Genomic DNA, 15618 nt, shown 5'->3' on the forward strand with positions numbered 1-15618 from the left:
CGAGCCGGGACAGCCGCAGCGAGCAGTCCGCGCGGACCCGCCGCGGCCGGAGGCCGGGCCCGCTGGCCCTGGCACGGCCAAGCCGAACCGGCCCGAGGCAGGTCGGCCGGGGCGAGCGGTCCAGGCTCGCCGTGGCCGGAGGTGGTGGCCCGCGCTGGACCCGGCGCAGACCCCGGCGGCCAAGCCGGGGCCGGCTCCCGGGGGCGCTGGCCGCAGAGATCGCCGGCACGACCGGAACCGCCCGCTCCAGGTTGCGGGCGGCGCCGAGGCGATGATCGCCGCGGCCGTGTCGGGCTGGGCCTCGGCCGCCCGAGTGGCCGGCCGAGGCCCCCAGCCGTCGATCCGCCGCGGGCCGGCCGCTCGGTTTCAGCCGATCGGGTGGGTCAGCGGCCGGCCGCGGGGCCGGGCTGGCCGTTGGGGCCCGTGACCGAGTTGACCTTGCGGACCGCTCCCGCGATCTGGTCGTGGTACTTGCCCTTGGTCTTGTCGTCGACGAACTTGGCCGCCTTGCCGACCGCCTGGTTCACCTTTTCCGGGTTCTTCTTCGCGTAGGCGCGGGCCGCGCCGGCCGCCCCGGCCAACATGGTCAGTTTGCGCATCAAAGGCACGGTGGTCCTCCCTCATCGGGTTCCGGTCATCCTGACAACGCGGACGAACCACCCGGAGGTTCCCCGTGTGACGACCGCCAAACCACGCCAGGCCCGTTCACGCAGGGTCGGCACGGGAAATTCGCGCGCCCGGCGCCGCTCCCGGCCCTAGGCTCGCGATCATGCGCGACCTGGCCGGCCTGCCGAAGGCTCACCTGCACGTCCACCTCGAGAGCACCATCCGGCCGACCACGCTCCGTGAACTCGGTGAGGCCAACGGCGTCGACGTCCCGGGTGAGCCCCCGGTGTTCGACGGTTTCCGCGCCTTCGCCGACTACAACGCCCTCATCCGCTCCTGCCTGCGACGCCCCGAGGACTTCGAGCGCATCGCGCGCGAGTACTGCGAAGACGAACTCGCGCAAGGCACCCGCTACGCCGAAGTCACCTTCACCGCGGCTTCGCACGGAGAACGCCTGGGCGACCCGGAAATGCCCCTCGCAGCAGTACTCAACGGACTCGAAGGCCTCGACTGCCGCCTGGTGCTCGACCACTCCCGCCGTCGGTCGGTCGAACGCGCCGAGCGCACCCTCGACCTCGCCCTCAAGTACGACGAAGTGTTCGCGATCGGCATGGCCGGCGAGGAGAACCACTCGCTGAAGCCGTTCGCCGGGATCTTCGACAAGGCTCGCGAAGCCGGCATCCACCTGCTGCACCACACCGGCGAGGACGCCGGCCCGGACAGCATCCGCGAAGCCCTCGACGTCGGCCGCACCGAACGGCTGGGGCACGGCATCCGCGTTCTCGACGATCCGGACCTCGTCCGGGAAGTCCGCGACCGCGGCCTCGCGCTGGAGGTCTGCCCCTCCTCGAACGTGACACTCGGGCTCGTTCCGTCCCTGCCCGAACACCCGCTCCCCCGGCTCCTCGACGCCGGGCTCACCGTCACGCTCAACACCGACGTCCCGTCCGTCACCGGCGCGGCCCTCGCCGAGGAATACGCCCGCGTCCAAACCGCCTTCGGCTACGACGACGCCATGATGGCGGACTTCGCCCGGGCGAGCGTCAGGGCGTCCTTCGCCCCGGAACCGGCCAAGACGAAGATCCTCGAAGACATCGACGCCTGGCTCACACCGGCAGCAGCCGGGTGACCAACGCGGAAAGCTGGTGCACCGTGCGGCATTCGTGCATCTCGACGACCTCGGCGTACTCCAGCGCCGCCGAGTCCCCGGTCGACCACAGCGACCGCCGCTCCGGGTTGAGCCAGTAGACGTGCCGGGCGCGGGCCTTGATCTCGCGCACCGCGTCGAGGTTCGGGTCGCCGCCGTTGGTGCGGGCGTCGCCGAGGATCAGCACCGAGGTGCGCGGGCCGACCGCGTCGAGCCAGTTCGCCGTGAACTGCCGCAGTGAGCCGCCGTAGTCGCTGTGGCCGTCCCAGCGCACCAGCGCCGCTTCGGACAGCATGCGCGCGCCCAGGTGCTCGGGGTCGGCGACACCGGTCGTGACCAGGTGGGTCACCTCGTCGGCGCTGTCGACGAACGCGAACACCCGAATCTTGCTGAACTGGTCGCGCAGCGCCTGCACCAGCAGCATGGTGAAGTTCGCGAACCCCGCCACCGACCCGGAAAGATCGCACAGCAGCACGATTTCCGGCCGGCCGGGCCGCCGGTGGCGGTAGGCCGGGCGCAGGGGCACCCCGCCGGTCGACAACGACCGCCGCAGCGTGCGGCGCAGGTCGATCTGCCCGCGCGTCGTGCGCTTGCGGCGCGCCGCCAGCCGCGTCGCGAGCTTGCGGGACAGCGGCTGGATCGTCCGGCGCAGCTCGGCGAGCTGGTTCCGGCTGGCGATGAGGAAGTCGACGCGGTCCGGCGCGGGCGCGATGGCGTGCTTGGCGACGCGCTCCCGGCCGCGGACCTCGGCCGCGCGGCGTCGCGCCTCCGTGCGGACCTGGCCACGGAACCCTTCGACGCGGCGGCGGATCTCGTCGCGGTCGAGCCGGTCGGTGAACTCGCCGCGCGCGCCGCCGCCGCGCACCGCGGCCAGCACCCGCGCGATCAACGTCTGCGGCTGGAGCCGCTCCAGGGTCTGGTGGGCGGAGAACCCGCCACCCGGGCCGGACGCCGAGCCGTACTGGCCGAGCAGCTCCACCGCGAGCCCGGCCAGCTGCGCCAGGGCCTGCTGGTCGCCTTCCGCGAGCGCGGCGGCGAGCTGCTCCCGCAGTTCTTCGAGGGTCGTTTCCGAGCGGGCCCGCTCGGGGGTGCCGATCCCGGCCGGGAAGTACAGGTCGAACGCGGCGTCGAACACCGCGCGCTGCCCGCCGCGGCGGACCAGGGCCGCGGCCAGTCCTTCGCGGACCAGCGCACGGTCGTCCAGCCCGAGGACTTCGAGCGCGGCCGCGGCGTCGACGGTCTCGGCGGGGCCGGCCGGGATGCCCTGCGCCCGCAGGGCCCGGACGAACGACGCGAGCCGCTCCGGCACCCCGCCGGTCACGACGCGTCCAGAACCTGTTCGAGCTTGAGGCCGGCGCCTGCCTTGGCGATGTCGTCCTGGTGCTTGAGCACGACGCCGAGGCTTTCGCGCACGACCTGCTCGTCGAGGGAGTCCGCCCCGAGGGCGAGCAGCGTGCGCGCCCAGTCGATGGTCTCGGCGACCGACGGCAGCTTGCGCAGGTCCATCGCGCGCAGCGCGGCGATCACCCGGACGACGGAATCCGCGAGCGCGGCGTCGATGCCCGGGACCTTGAGCCGGACGATGTCGCGCTCGAGCTCCTCGTCCGGGAAGTCGATGTGCAGGAACAGGCACCGGCGGCGCAGCGCCTCGGACAGCTCGCGCGTCGCGTTCGACGTCAGCACGGCGAACGGCGCGCGGGTGGCGGTGATCGTGCCCAGCTCCGGGACGGTCACCTGGAAGTCGCCGAGCACCTCGAGCAGCAGGCCCTCGACCTCCATGTCCGCCTTGTCGGTCTCGTCGATGAGCAGCACGGACGGCTCGTCCGAGGAGATCGCCGTCAGCAGCGGGCGGCGCAGCAGGAACTCCTCGCCGAAGATGTCGGTGCGGGCCTGCTCCCACGTCTCGTCGCGGCCGGCGGTGATCCGCAGCAGCTGCTTCGCGTGGTTCCACTCGTACAGCGCGCGGGCCTCGTCGATGCCCTCGTAGCACTGCAGCCGCACCAGCCGCGAGCCGCTGACCTGGGCGACGGCCTTGGCGAGCTCGGTCTTGCCGACGCCGGCCGGGCCTTCGACCAGCAACGGCTTGCCGAGCCGGTCGGCCAGGAACACCGTGGTCGCCACCGCCGTCGAGGCCAGGTAGCCGGCTTCGGCCAGCTTCGCCGACACGTCGTCGACGGACGTGAAGAATCCGGTGCCCACCACAGACCTCCTAAGCGGTCGCTCACCAGGAGCGTACCCGACGAGCGGGCTAGCATCGGCCGCGTGACCTACGTTGCCGCTTCCGGCCGATACGAATCGATCCCCTACCGCCGCACCGGGCGTTCCGGGCTCAAGCTGCCCGCGATCTCGCTCGGGCTGTGGCACAACTTCGGCCACGACCGGCCGCTGCAGACCCAGCGCGACATCACCCGGCGCGCCTTCGACCTCGGCATCACGCACTTCGACCTGGCGAACAACTACGGCCCGCCGTACGGCTCGGCCGAGGAGAACTTCGGGCGGCTGCTGGCCACCGACTTCCAGCCCTACCGCGACGAGCTGGTGATCTCCACCAAGGCCGGCTACGACATGTGGCCCGGCCCGTACGGCGAGTGGGGCAGCCGCAAGTACCTGCTGTCCTCACTGGACCAGTCGCTCGGCCGGCTGGGCCTTGACTACGTCGACATCTTCTACTCGCACCGCTTCGACCCCGAGACGCCGCTGGAGGAGACCGTCGGCGCACTCGACGCGGCGGTGCGCGCCGGGAAAGCGCTCTACGTCGGGATTTCGTCATACAACTCGGAGCGGACCGCCGAAGCGGCGCGGTTGCTGCGCGAGCTCGGCACGCCGTTGCTGATCCACCAGCCGTCGTATTCGATGCTGAACCGCTGGATCGAGGAGGACGGGCTCCTGGACACCCTCGAGGAGGCGGGCGCGGGCTGCATCGCGTTCTCGCCACTGGCGCAGGGACTGCTGACCGACAAGTACCTGAAGGGCGTCCCCGCGGATTCGCGGGCGGCGCAGGGGAAGTCGCTCGACCCGGACACCCTCGACGAAGACCGGCTGGGCCGGGTCCGCGCGCTGAACGACATCGCGTCCCGGCGCGGGCAGTCGCTGGCGCAGCTGGCGCTGGCGTGGGCGCTGCGCGATCACCGCGTGACGTCGGTGCTGATCGGCGCGAGCAGTGTGAAGCAGCTGGAGGACAACGTCGGCGCGCTCGGCAACCTCGACTTCTCTTCGGAGGAGCTGACGGAGATCGACGGCCACGCGACCGACGCGGACATCAACCTGTGGAAGCGGTCCTCCGACGCCTGAAATCACGTCACCCCGGGCACACCCGGCGCTTAGGCTGGCTTCGTGAGCTTCCTGCGCCGGGTGTTCCTGGGGACCGGCCGCCTCCCCGACGACGCGCGTGCCCGCCTGACCGCCGAAGGCCTCGTCCACCTGGCCGAGGAGCTGCCTGGTTCGGTGCGTTACCGCGGCTACCGGGCGCCGGGGACGCGGCGCTCCGGCGCGGTCGACGCCACCACCGGCGCGCTCGTGATCACCCGGCAGCGCCTGGTGGTCTGGCTGTCGGCGGGTGAGCAGAAGGGCAAGCACATCGACGTCCCGCTGCGCGGTGGCCGCCCCGAGGGCATCGCGGTGCGGGCCGAGGGCGGCCGGATCATCTTGGGTTACGACCCGGCGAGGTTCCACCCCGACCGCTCCGGGCACGTCGAGGTGCACCTCAGGACCCCGGACGCGGCGCGGATCGCGGCCCTGCTGGGCGGGACGCCGTGAACCGCCTGTGGGTGGACGACCTGCGCCCGGCCCCGCCCGGCTGGACGTGGGCCAAGTCGAGCGCGGAAGCCATTTCGCTGCTCGCCGCGGGTGAGTTCGCCGCGATCTCCCTGGACCACGACCTCGGCGGCGACGACACGACCCGGCCGGTCGTGCGGTGGCTGTGCGAACACGAGCGCTGGCCCGCCGAAGTGCGCGTCCACACGGCGAACCCGGTCGGCCGGGAGTGGCTCACCGGGATGGCGCGGCGGTACGGGCCGGGCGTCCGCCAGTGATCTTCAGCGGATCTTCAGCTCCCGGATCGGACAGCGGCGTTACCGTGAAACCATGGTCACGCCACGGAAGTCGCGGATTCTGCTCGCCACGCTCGCGGTCGCGCTCGGCCTGACCGCGGTCTCGTGCAGCACCGCGGAACCCGAGGCCGCGACCGGCAAGCCGAACGTCGTCTTCGTGCTGACCGACGACCTGGCCATGAACCTGTTGCCGTACATGCCAAACGTGCGGCAACTCGCCCACGACGGGACCACCTTCGCCAACTACAGCGTCACCGACTCGCTCTGCTGCCCGTCGCGGTCGTCGATCTTCACCGGGAAGTTCCCGCACGACACCGGCGTCTTCACCAACGGCGGCGACGACGGCGGCTTCGGCACCTTCCACAAGCGCGGCAACGAAAACGCCACCTTCGCCGGGCAGCTGCAGCACGCCGGCTACCGCACGGCCATGCTGGGCAAGTACCTCAACGGCTACCAGCCCAAGTCCACTGTAGACAACCAGGCGCACTACGTCCCGCCGGGCTGGGACGAGTGGGACGTCGCCGGGAACGGCTACCCCGAATACGGCTACACGCTCAACGAAAACCACGACCTGACCCACCACGGCAAGGACCCGCGGGACTACCTCACCGACGTCCTGGCCGCGAAGGCCGGCGGGTTCGTCACCGGCTCGACACAGCTGAAGAAGCCGTTCTTCCTCGAGGTCGCGACCTTCGCGCCGCACGGGCCCTACACCCCGGCGCCGCAGGACAAGGACGCTTTCCCCGGGCTCGCCGCGCCGCGCACACCCGCCTACGACAAGCTGCCGGCCAACCCGCCCGCCTGGCTCGCCGGCCGGGAACCGCTGACCGACAAGGAAAAGGCGGACATCGACACGGACTTCCGCAAGCGCGCGCAGGCCGTGCAGTCGGTCGACCGGATGGTCGGCTCCCTGCGGGACACCCTGACCAAGGCGGGCGTCGCCGGCAACACGCTGGTGGTGTTCAGCTCCGACAACGGTTACCACATGGGTGAGCACCGGCTGAACCCCGGCAAGATGACCGCGTTCGACACCGACGTCCACGTGCCGCTGATCGCCGCCGGCGCGGGCACCGGGGCCGGCAAGACCGTGGCGAACCCGGCGGCGAACATCGACCTGGCCCCGACGTTCGAAGCACTGGCCGGCACCACGCCCCCGGCGGACACCGATGGGCGCAGCCTGCTCCCGCTGCTCACCGGGCAGCCCACGCCGGACTGGCGGACCGCGTCGCTGGTCGAGCACCACGGGCCGGACACCGACCCCACCGACCCGGACCTGCCGGCCGAGAACAGCGGCAACCCGGCCACGTACGAAGCCCTCCGCACGCCGGACCTGACCTACGTCGAGTACGCCGACGGCGCGACGGAGTACTACGACCGCACGACCGACCCGGACGAGCTGACCAACGCCGCGGCCGCGCTGTCACCCGAGCGCCGGACCCAGCTGCACAACGCCTTGCAGGCCCAGGTGACCTGCCACGGCACCCAGTCCTGCGCGGCGGCCGACCACGTCCTGCCCTAGGCGGGCTACCGGACCTGCTTCACGGCCCACTCGGCCCACTCCCGCTGCATGGCCGAAAACCGCTTCCCCCACTCCAAGACCAGCCGCCCGTACACCGAGGGGTTGTCGTCGTCCCAGTCGATCGAGGCGTCCAGCGCCTCGAGGCGCTCGGCGCGCCGCTGTCCCGTCTCGCCCAGACGCTCCAGGTACTCGCAGGCCCGCGCCGGCTCGACCGCGCCGAGGAAGTAGACCCGCAGCAGGGCCTCGTTGCGCGTCACCCGGGTGGGCTCGACCTCGACCAGCCAGTGGCGCAGCTCCGCTTGGCCGGCTTCGGTGATCGCGTACTCCTTGCGGCCCCGCGGGCCTTCGGCGTGGACGCGGATCAGGCCCGCCGACTCCAGCTTGCCGAGCTCGCCGTAGAGCTGGCTCTGCGTGGCCGCCCAGACGTTGGACATCGCCTGCTCGAAGCGTTTCAGCAGGTCGTAGCCGCTCATCGGGCGTTCTTCCAGCAGGCCGAGGACGGCGTGGCGCAAGCTCATGCCCCCAGTCTGACATTCCACTCTTGACATGTCCATCCAGAAGCTTCTAGTTTCGACATGTCAAAGTTGGAATGTGGGGAGAACCGGCATGAACTACCTGAAGAGCTTCCTTCCGTGGATCGCGTTCGCCGTGGTCGCGACGCAGTTCGACTGGCGCTGGTCCGGCCTGACCGGGCTGGTCATCTCGGCCGCGCTCCTGGTCGTGGCCCGCCGGGAAGGCCGCAAGGCCGACGCGCTGATCATCGAGTGGAGCGCGCTCGCCTTCTTCCTGCTGCTCACGGCCACGGCGTTCGCCTTCCCCGCGTCGCCGCTCAAGACCTACACCGGCGCGCTGACCGACGCCTGGCTGGCGCTCACCGCCTGGGGTTCCCTCGCCATCGGCAAGCCGTTCACCCTCGGCATCGCCCGCACCATGACGCCGCCGGAGCTGTGGGCCAACCCGGTCTTCAAGCGCGTCAACGTCGTCATCACGCTCGTGTGGGCCGCGAGCTTCACCGTCACCGGCCTCGCCGGCATCGCGCTGCTGAACTTCGCCCCGCACGCGACGGCCGCGCTGATCACGCTCAAGGTCCTCGGCTTCGCCGTGCCCGTCGCCTTCACCATCCGCTACCCGCGCATCGTGCGCGCCCGAGCCGAAAAGGCCTCCTGACATGACCACCAGCGACTTCCACCTGACCGGCGCCTACGCCCCGGTCCACGACGAGCTGACCGCGTTCGACCTGCCCGTCACCGGCGCGCTGCCGCCCGAGCTGACCGGCTGGTACCTGCGCAACGGCCCGAACCCGCGCGAGGACAGCAAGCACTGGTTCACCGGCGACGGCATGGTCCACGGCGTCCGGCTCGAAAACGGCCGCGCCGCCTGGTACCGCAACCGCTGGGTGCGCACCGACAGCTTCGCCGACCCGGATCTCGAGCTGTACAACGAAGACGGCACGCGCAACCTCCACGCGAGCGTCGCCAACACGCACGTGGTCAACCACGCCGGGCGCACGCTCGCGCTCGTCGAGTCGTCGCTGCCGTACGAGATCACGACGGACCTCGAAACCGTCGGCGCCTACGACTTCGACGGCGAGCTCGCCGATTCGATGACCGCGCACCCGAAGATCTGCCCGGCGACCGGGGAGCTGCACTTCTTCGGCTACGGCAGCATCACCGCGCCGCACGTGAGCTACTACCGCGCCGACGCCGCCGGGAAGCTCGTCGTCAAGCAGCCGATCGACGTCCCGGGGCTGACGATGATGCACGACTTCGCGCTCACCGCCGAGCACGCCGTCTTCTACGACCTGCCGGTCGTGTTCGACCGGGAGTCGGTCGGCCGGGGCATGCCCTACGCCTGGGACGCGAGCTACGGCGCCCGGCTCGGCGTGCTGCGCCGCGACCGGCCCGAAGCCGGCGTGCGCTGGCTGGCGATCGAACCCTGCTACGTCTTCCACACGCTCAACGCGTTCGACACCCCGGACGGCCGGATCGTCGTGCACGTCCTGCGCTACGACCACCAGTGGTGGGCCGGCCACGAGGACCCGCCGGCGGCACTGTGGCGCTGGACGATCGACCTCGCGGCCGGCACGGTCACCGAGGACCGGCTCGACGACCGCCCGGGCGAGTTCCCCCGCATCGACGACCGGCTCGCCGGCTCCGACGCGCGCTTCGGGCACGTCACGGGTCACGGCGTCCTGCGCCGCTACGACCTGCACGCGGGCACCGCCACCGAGCACGTTTTCGGCGAGGGGCGCACCCCGGGTGAGGCGGTGTTCGTCCCGGCGGAGCACGGCGAAGGCTGGCTGCTCGCCTACGTCCACGACGCGGCGGAGGACCGCAGCGACCTGGTCGTGCTCGACGCCGGGAACGTCGGCGCCGCCCCGGTCGCCACGGTCCACCTCCCGCAGCGCGTCCCCGCGGGCTTCCACGGGAACTGGCTACCGGACGCGTGAGCGCTTCTTCGGCTCCGGCCGCTCCTGCCGGACGCCGTCGACGAAGACGTCGACCCGCTCGTCCAGGAACGCCACCAAGCCGGCGACGCGGGTGCCCTCCGGCAGCGGCACCGGGTAGCTCCAGGCGAGGTCCGGGTGCCCGGCCACGTCGAAGTGGTCGGCGGCGCCCTTGTACGGGCAGTGCGTCACGACGCCGATCTTCTCGAGCAGGTCCATCCGGACGTCGACGCGCGGCAGGTAGTAGCGGGTCGGCAGCCCGGTCTCGAACAGCAGGTGCGGGCGCACGGTGTCGGCGACGGTGACGCCGTCGACCTCGATCCGGATGTGCCGCGAGCTCGGCAGGATGTCGACGCGGACGCCGGGGTCGCGTGGATGCGTGTAGATCTGCTCGTCTTCTTCGAACCAGTCGAACGGGGCGAAGTCGAACCGGACGTGCCCCCGCAGCTCTTCGATCGGCGAATCCGGGTATTCCAGCGCGGCGTCCACCGCCTCCGCTCCACCACCCTTTATCGTCGACAGAACACCTTCTCCGCGGCTGGGCGAGTGCGACGTCCGGCCGGAGGGGGCGAGAACACCGCTCACGTCCGCGCGCGGGATGTAGTACGTGGGGTAGTAGGGAACTTCCCACACCAGAAGGGGGTGCACCGTGTCCGCGACGACCTGCCCGCCGAGGAACAGCCGCACCCGTTTCGCGCCTTGTGCCACGCGGACGCGGCCGCGTACCGGAGTGCTCATGCCCCGGTCAACGGGTCCCGGACACGGCGTATTCCGGCGGAACCGGCGTCCGGGCGGCTAGCGTGGCAGGGAGCATGAACACGACAGGAGGCGGGCACGGGTGGCCGGCGTAGCAGTTCCAACGGTCGGGACCCCCGCCGGGATGCGCAAGATCAACCAGCGGGCGGTGCTCGACCTGCTGCGCCGCAGCGGCGCGGCGACCCGGCCGCAGGTGGCGAAGGAGACCGGGCTGTCGAAGCCGACGGTCAGCCAGGCGCTGCTCGCGCTGGAAGCCGCGGGGCTCGCCCGGCCCACCGGGCAGACGTCCACCGGCACCGGCCGCTCGGCCGTGCTGTACGAGGCCGACCCGACCGCGGGCTACGTGCTGGGTGTCGACATCGGCCGCGAGCACATCCGCGTCGCGGTGGCGGACCTCGGCGCCGCGATCGTGGCGCGCCGCGACGAGCGCAACACGGCGCGCTCCGGCGCGGCGCTGGTCACCGCGGTCGGCAAGATCGCCGGTGACGCCGTCGCCGAGGCGGGCCTGACGGCTTCCGACATCGTTGTCCGCGTGGTCGGCTCCCCCGGCGTCGCCGACCCGGAGAAGCGCTGCTTCCGGCACGCGCCGAACCTGCCCGGCTGGGGCCGGGCCGGGCTGATCGACGACCTCGAGGCGGCGCTGGGCCCGGACCTGATGGTGGAGAACGACGCGAACCTCACCGCCGTCGGCGAAGGCGAAAGCGGCGCGGCGCGCGGTGCGGCGGTGTTCGGCTGCATCACGATCGGCACGGGCGTCGGCATGGGCATGATGGTCGACGGCCGGGTGTTCCGCGGCGCGACGGGCGCGGCGGGCGAGATCGGCTACCTCCCGTACGGCCGCACGCGCTCGTCGGCCGACGACGGCGCCCCACCCGCCCGCGGCCACCTGGAGGAGGCGACGGCGGCCCAGTCGGTGGTCCGCGGCGCCCGCGAACTGGGCCTGGGCACGGCGAAGTCGGCCCGCGAGGTGTTCCGCCTGGCCCGCGACGGCGACGAGCTGGCCCGCCGGGCGCTGGAAGCGGAAGCCGATCGCCTGGCGTACACGGTGGCCTCGGTGGCGGCGGTGATCGACCCGGAGCTGATCGTCCTGGGCGGCGGCATGGGCGCGGCGGCGGACCTGCTGCTGGAGCCGATCGACCGCGCGTTGCGGGGGTTCACGCCGTTGGTGCCGAAGGTGGTCCAAGGCGAGCTGGGCGAGGACGCGGTGCTGACCGGCGCGATCAGCGTCGGCCTGCGGGCGGCCGAAGGCCTGGTCTTCGACCGCCGGGTGGGTGCCGCCTAAGCCGGTGCTTCGCCGAGCAGCCGGGCGCCGAGCGGGGTCACGAAGTGGACGACGCGCTGCCGGTCGCGGTGGCTCACGATGAGGTGCCCGGCCCGCAGGACGGCGGTGTGCTTGGACACCGCGGGCGCGGAAAGACCGAGCCGGTCGCCGAGCCGGGTCGAGCTGGAGCCCGGGTGCCGGTCGATCGCCCGCAGCACGCTCGCCCGGGTGCGGCCGATCAGGTCGGCGAGCGCGCCCGGCGCGACCGGGAGGTCCTGCCACCCGAGGACCGCCTCGGCCGGGTAGGTGATCGTCGGCGACCCCACGCCGACCAGGAAGTCCGGCGTCCGCGCGAACACCGACGGGATCAGCCGGAGCCCGCGGCCGCCGAGCTCGACGTCGCCGTCCGGCGCGCCGGGCAGCGTGCACGACAGCGTCGGCGCCCGCCAGCGCAGGTCCGGGTGCAGGCCGGCGAGGAGCCGCTCGACCCCGCCCTCCGCCAGGGCCGCCGAGCGGCGCCGCACGTCGGCCCGCAGGTGCTCGGTGATCGTGGGCCACACCGGGGCGATCGCGGCGGCGTGGTAGCCGCGGTACTCCTCGACGATCCGGCCGAGGACGTCCTGGTCCCCGGCGGCGAAGGACCGGCCCCACGCCGGGAGCCGGCCCTGCCGTTCGAGGTACTGCGCGGGGCGCAGCAGGCGAGACCGCGGGGTGCTCCGCACGCGGTCCCAGGCGTCGTCGAGCCGCGGCTCGGTGCCGCACAGGAACGCCGGCCACAGCCCCGAGGGGCCGACGAGCTGCCGCAACATCGGCAGCGGCGTGCGCACCCGTGCCGTCGCCAGCGCCCGCCAGGGTTCGAACGACGGGCCGCCCCCGCGGCGCAGCAGCAGTTCCAGGCTGAACGCGGCTTCCAGGAGCGGCGCCGGTTCGACCACCAGCCGGGTCCTGGCCAGATCGGCCGCCGTGAAATGAACGCGCAGCATGAACTCCCCTCCCCCGGGCAAGTTTTCCCCAGGGAGAAAGGTTGTGGAAGAGCCGGCGGGCGGTATTCGAAGATTGTTTCGCGCGAATCTTTTGTTTCGGATCACCGTTCTTGGGAGGAGAACCATGTCGTTCACCGCGAAACGCCTGCTCGTCACCGCCGCGGCGGCCGTTCTGTCGTTCGCCGGGGTCGCCCTGGCGCCCGCGACCGCTTCGGCGGCGCCGCTCAACCCCTGCGCTCACCCGGGCTGGATCGAGGACTTCCCGACCGAGGGATACCTCACCGGCGAGCCCACCAACATCCGCTCCGGCCCCTACCTGGACTGCGCGGTCAACAAGGTCGGCCACGCGGGCGACTACGCGATCTACATGTGCTGGCGAGAAGGCAGCACCTACGGCGGCACGAACCGCTGGACGTTCGTCTACAGCAGCGGCTCACGGGGCTGGGTGACCAACAGCCTCCTGGCGTACGGCGGCAGTCCCTACCACTGCTAGGCGGGGAGCGGCGGGGCGCGGACACCCGCGCCCCGGTTCCCGGCTAAGCCGCGCGCCAGGCCTCGCCGCCCGTCGAGATCCGCCAGGGCGTCAGCTCCAGCACCGTGATCTTGGGGTCCCGGCAGTCCTCGCCGCCCAGGATCTTCGGGTCGTAGCCCAGTGGCTCCGAGGTCGAGGCGAACAAGTCCCAGAGGTTCTTCCGCGACTGTTCGTCGTCCCGCAGCTCCGCCCGGCACTCCGCCACCGCGACTTCGTGCGCGGGGTCCCAGTACGAGCACGACACGTACGGCGACGCCGCCAGGTGCGCCAGCTTCAGCGGTGTCGGCCGGGTGAACAGCCGGCCGGTCAGGCCTTCCGGGCCGTGCTCCCAGATCGGGTGCACCACCCGCGACCGCGGGCGGCCCCGGCGGTCGACGGTCACCAGCGTGCACCACACGACCCGGTGCGCCACACGCACGAACGCTTCGGCCAGCTCGCCCGGTACTCTGCTAGATTCCACAACCATGGTTGTGCATCCTACGCCGGACGGCCTGGACTTGTCACTCACCAGCCTCTTCGCGGGCTGGGCGATGACGGACGAAGTCCAGCGGCGGCTCACCGAACGCGGCTTCGGCGACCTGAGGTTCAACGATGGTGTCGTGATCCAGCACGTCCTCGCCGCGCCGCTGTCTATCACCGCGCTGGCCGAGCGGATGGGCGTGACCCAGCAGGCGGCGTCGAAGGCCGTCGCGGACCTCGAACGGCGGGGGTTGCTGCGCCGCGAGCCCGACCCCGCCGACGCGCGCACGAAACTGCTGCACCTCACCGGCCACGCGCGCGACGCCGTCGAAGCGACCCGGACGCTGCGAGCGGACCTTCAGGCGGAACTCGTGGCGGAGTACGGAAAAGCCCGCGTCGACGACGCCCGGGCCCTGCTGGCGTCGGTCATCGGCCGCCTCGGCGGCGGGGACGCGATCCGCGCACGGCGAGTCCGGCCGCCGCACTGAATTACCCGATTACCCGCGACGTAATCGACACCGCCGCGAGAATCGGGGGATGAGCGAAACGAACCGCGAGATCGTCGTCGGCTGCCTGGAGAACCTGTTCACGCACAAGGACTTCGACGCCGCCAAAGCCGCACTGCACCCGGACTTCGTCACCCACAGCCCCGGCCTCCCCAACGGCCGCGACGCCTTCGCCGCCGCCGTCGAAAACTCCCCGCTCGCCGGGGCGAGCGCCGAGATCCGGCACGTCGTCGCCGAGGACGACCTCGTCGTGGTGCACCTGCACGTCGCCGGCACCGCCGTCGTCGACATCCTGCGGGTCGAAGACGGCCTGCTCGTCGAACACTGGGACGTCAAGCAGCCCCTGGGCGCGTGATCACGCAGGTCCCCGACGCCGTGGCCAGCAGCTTGCCCTCGGCGTCGCGGATCTCCCCTTCGGCGAACGCGATGCGCGAACCCTCCTTCACCACGCGCCCGGTCGCGCGGATCTCACCGCGGCCGGCGTGGATCGCGCGCAGGTAGCTCACCTTCAGCTCCACCGACGAGTAGCCGACGCCGGCCGGCAGCGTCGTGTGCACCGCGCAGCCGACCACCGAGTCCAGCATCGTGGCCGCCACGCCGCCGTGGACCATCCCGATCGGGTTGTACAGCGACTCGTCCGGCTCGGCGACCGCGACGACCTCGCCGTGGCCGATGCGCTCCCAGCGCAGCCCGAAGTGCGCGGCGATCGGCGGGCCGGGAACGCGCCCTTCAGCGACGGCGGTCAGGTAGTCGAACCCCGACATGGTGGCGCCGAGCCGGGCCGTCGCCAGGGGGTCCTGCCACGTGATGGTCTTCGAACGGACCTGCGCTTCGACGTCGGTCATCCCGGCTCCTTGATTATGACAACTGTCTTAACCGCAGCCTCGCCCGCGGGCCCCGGCGCCGTCAAGCACGGCGTGACCGAGGCCACCGGTGGTCCGCCCGCGACGTGGATGGAATCATCCGGGGGTGGACATCGACCCCGGCCGCAAGCTGATCGACCCGGAACGCGTGGCCGCGGCGGTCGACGGGCTGGGCGACCGCGCCGTCATCGACGAGTGGGCCCAGCGCTTCTCGGTGGTCGCCGACCCGTCGCGGCTCGCGCTGCTCGTCTCGATCCACTACGCCCGCGAGATCAGCGTCACCGACCTCGCCGCGGTCACCGGCATGACCGACACCGCGGTTTCGCAGGCCCTGCGGCTGCTGCGGGCACACGGACTGGTGACCACGCAACGCACCGGCCGGGTGGTCCGGTACCGGCTCGCCGACGCCACGGTGCACGAACTCATCCATCGGGTGCGCCCGCACCCCCAACAGCCCGCGAACGAAGGCCAGGACAGGTAACCTCCGGCGC

At 72.0% G+C, this 15618-nt stretch carries 20 protein-coding genes; 12 read left to right on the top strand and 8 right to left on the bottom strand.

Annotation, left to right across the window (positions count from 1 at the left end):
* Positions 1-383: 383 nt before the first annotated feature.
* On the bottom strand, positions 384-599 hold the full coding sequence (locus tag M8542_RS28435) for an antitoxin (protein WP_276587190.1): 216 nt from the start codon (positions 597-599) through the stop codon (positions 384-386).
* Positions 600-769: 170 nt separating this feature from the next.
* Between M8542_RS28435 and add the strand changes: the two genes are divergently transcribed.
* Positions 770-1735, top strand: a complete 966-nt coding sequence (add, locus tag M8542_RS28440) for an adenosine deaminase (RefSeq protein ID WP_257923327.1) — start codon at positions 770-772, stop codon at positions 1733-1735.
* On the opposite strand, the gene M8542_RS28445 is transcribed toward add, so the two are convergent.
* Both M8542_RS28445 and M8542_RS28450 read right to left on the bottom strand, forming a co-directional pair.
* Positions 1713-3074, bottom strand: a complete 1362-nt coding sequence (locus tag M8542_RS28445; protein ID WP_257923328.1) for a vWA domain-containing protein — start codon at positions 3072-3074, stop codon at positions 1713-1715. The genes add and M8542_RS28445 overlap by 23 nt on opposite strands.
* The gene (locus M8542_RS28450) at positions 3071-3952 is read right to left on the bottom strand and encodes an AAA family ATPase (protein ID WP_257923329.1); all 882 of its coding nucleotides are present in this window, start codon (positions 3950-3952) and stop codon (positions 3071-3073) included. The genes M8542_RS28445 and M8542_RS28450 overlap by 4 nt, the downstream gene beginning before the upstream one ends.
* A 63-nt stretch (positions 3953-4015) precedes the next feature.
* Here M8542_RS28450 and mgrA point away from each other — a divergent pair, with 63 nt between their 5' ends.
* The 4 genes from mgrA to M8542_RS28470 are packed head-to-tail and all read left to right on the top strand — an operon-like array spanning position 4016 to position 7321.
* Positions 4016-5044, top strand: a complete 1029-nt coding sequence (gene mgrA / locus M8542_RS28455) for an L-glyceraldehyde 3-phosphate reductase (protein ID WP_257923330.1) — start codon at positions 4016-4018, stop codon at positions 5042-5044.
* 42 nt (positions 5045-5086) lie between these two features.
* Positions 5087-5509 carry a hypothetical protein gene (locus M8542_RS28460; RefSeq protein WP_257923331.1) on the top strand — a complete coding sequence of 141 codons (423 nt, stop codon included), beginning with the start codon at positions 5087-5089 and terminating at the stop codon, positions 5507-5509.
* Positions 5506-5784 carry a cyclic-phosphate processing receiver domain-containing protein gene (locus tag M8542_RS28465; protein WP_257923332.1) on the top strand — a complete coding sequence of 93 codons (279 nt, stop codon included), beginning with the start codon at positions 5506-5508 and terminating at the stop codon, positions 5782-5784. Before M8542_RS28460 ends, M8542_RS28465 begins: the two co-directional genes overlap by 4 nt.
* Positions 5785-5836: 52 nt before the next feature.
* Positions 5837-7321, top strand: a complete 1485-nt coding sequence (locus tag M8542_RS28470; RefSeq protein WP_257923333.1) for a sulfatase family protein — start codon at positions 5837-5839, stop codon at positions 7319-7321.
* A gap of 5 nt (positions 7322-7326) precedes the next feature.
* Here M8542_RS28470 and M8542_RS28475 read toward each other — a convergent pair whose 3' ends face one another.
* Entirely contained in the window at positions 7327-7839 is a 513-nt protein-coding gene (locus tag M8542_RS28475; protein ID WP_257923334.1) for a PadR family transcriptional regulator, read from the bottom strand.
* Positions 7840-7927: 88 nt separating this feature from the next.
* On the opposite strand from M8542_RS28475, the gene M8542_RS28480 reads away from it, so the two are divergent.
* Together M8542_RS28480 and M8542_RS28485 are read left to right on the top strand one after the other, a co-directional pair.
* Positions 7928-8488 carry a hypothetical protein gene (locus M8542_RS28480; protein WP_257923335.1) on the top strand — a complete coding sequence of 187 codons (561 nt, stop codon included), beginning with the start codon at positions 7928-7930 and terminating at the stop codon, positions 8486-8488.
* Between the two features lies 1 nt (position 8489).
* Complete coding sequence (locus tag M8542_RS28485) at positions 8490-9770, top strand: carotenoid oxygenase family protein (RefSeq protein ID WP_257923336.1); 1281 nt, start codon at positions 8490-8492, stop codon at positions 9768-9770.
* Here the strand turns inward: M8542_RS28485 and M8542_RS28490 are convergent.
* The gene (locus M8542_RS28490) at positions 9756-10505 is read right to left on the bottom strand and encodes a DUF427 domain-containing protein (protein ID WP_257923337.1); all 750 of its coding nucleotides are present in this window, start codon (positions 10503-10505) and stop codon (positions 9756-9758) included. The genes M8542_RS28485 and M8542_RS28490 overlap by 15 nt on opposite strands.
* Before the next feature lie 142 nt (positions 10506-10647).
* Here M8542_RS28490 and M8542_RS28495 point away from each other — a divergent pair, with 142 nt between their 5' ends.
* Positions 10648-11805 (top strand): ROK family transcriptional regulator, encoded by a 1158-nt coding sequence (locus M8542_RS28495; protein ID WP_257923338.1) that lies wholly within the window; start codon positions 10648-10650, stop codon positions 11803-11805.
* Here M8542_RS28495 and M8542_RS28500 read toward each other — a convergent pair.
* A complete protein-coding gene (locus tag M8542_RS28500; RefSeq protein ID WP_257923339.1) occupies positions 11802-12767 on the bottom strand; it encodes an ArsR/SmtB family transcription factor in 966 nt (321 codons plus the stop codon). The two genes, M8542_RS28495 and M8542_RS28500, sit on opposite strands and share 4 nt — an antisense overlap.
* 124 nt (positions 12768-12891) lie before the next feature.
* Between M8542_RS28500 and M8542_RS28505 the strand changes: the two genes are divergently transcribed.
* Positions 12892-13260: an SH3 domain-containing protein gene (locus M8542_RS28505; RefSeq protein WP_257923340.1), complete on the top strand. Its 369-nt coding sequence runs from the start codon at positions 12892-12894 to the stop codon at positions 13258-13260.
* Between the two features lie 43 nt (positions 13261-13303).
* Here M8542_RS28505 and M8542_RS28510 read toward each other — a convergent pair whose 3' ends face one another.
* Positions 13304-13765 carry a pyridoxamine 5'-phosphate oxidase family protein gene (locus M8542_RS28510; RefSeq protein ID WP_257923341.1) on the bottom strand — a complete coding sequence of 154 codons (462 nt, stop codon included), beginning with the start codon at positions 13763-13765 and terminating at the stop codon, positions 13304-13306.
* Between M8542_RS28510 and M8542_RS28515 the strand changes: the two genes are divergently transcribed.
* Together M8542_RS28515 and M8542_RS28520 are read left to right on the top strand one after the other, a co-directional pair.
* Positions 13764-14246, top strand: coding sequence for a MarR family winged helix-turn-helix transcriptional regulator (locus tag M8542_RS28515; RefSeq protein ID WP_257923342.1), 483 nt, complete (start codon positions 13764-13766; stop codon positions 14244-14246). The two genes, M8542_RS28510 and M8542_RS28515, sit on opposite strands and share 2 nt — an antisense overlap.
* Before the next feature lie 49 nt (positions 14247-14295).
* Positions 14296-14619, top strand: a complete 324-nt coding sequence (locus tag M8542_RS28520; protein WP_257923343.1) for a nuclear transport factor 2 family protein — start codon at positions 14296-14298, stop codon at positions 14617-14619.
* Here the strand turns inward: M8542_RS28520 and M8542_RS28525 are convergent.
* Positions 14597-15109: a PaaI family thioesterase gene (locus tag M8542_RS28525; RefSeq protein ID WP_257923344.1), complete on the bottom strand. Its 513-nt coding sequence runs from the start codon at positions 15107-15109 to the stop codon at positions 14597-14599. The two genes, M8542_RS28520 and M8542_RS28525, sit on opposite strands and share 23 nt — an antisense overlap.
* 130 nt (positions 15110-15239) lie before the next feature.
* On the opposite strand from M8542_RS28525, the gene M8542_RS28530 reads away from it, so the two are divergent.
* The gene (locus M8542_RS28530) at positions 15240-15608 is read left to right on the top strand and encodes an ArsR/SmtB family transcription factor (protein ID WP_257923468.1); all 369 of its coding nucleotides are present in this window, start codon (positions 15240-15242) and stop codon (positions 15606-15608) included.
* The last annotated feature ends 10 nt before the right edge of the window (positions 15609-15618 follow it).

This window comes from Amycolatopsis iheyensis, assembly GCF_024703995.1.
GTDB classification, from domain to species: domain Bacteria; phylum Actinomycetota; class Actinomycetes; order Mycobacteriales; family Pseudonocardiaceae; genus Amycolatopsis; species Amycolatopsis iheyensis.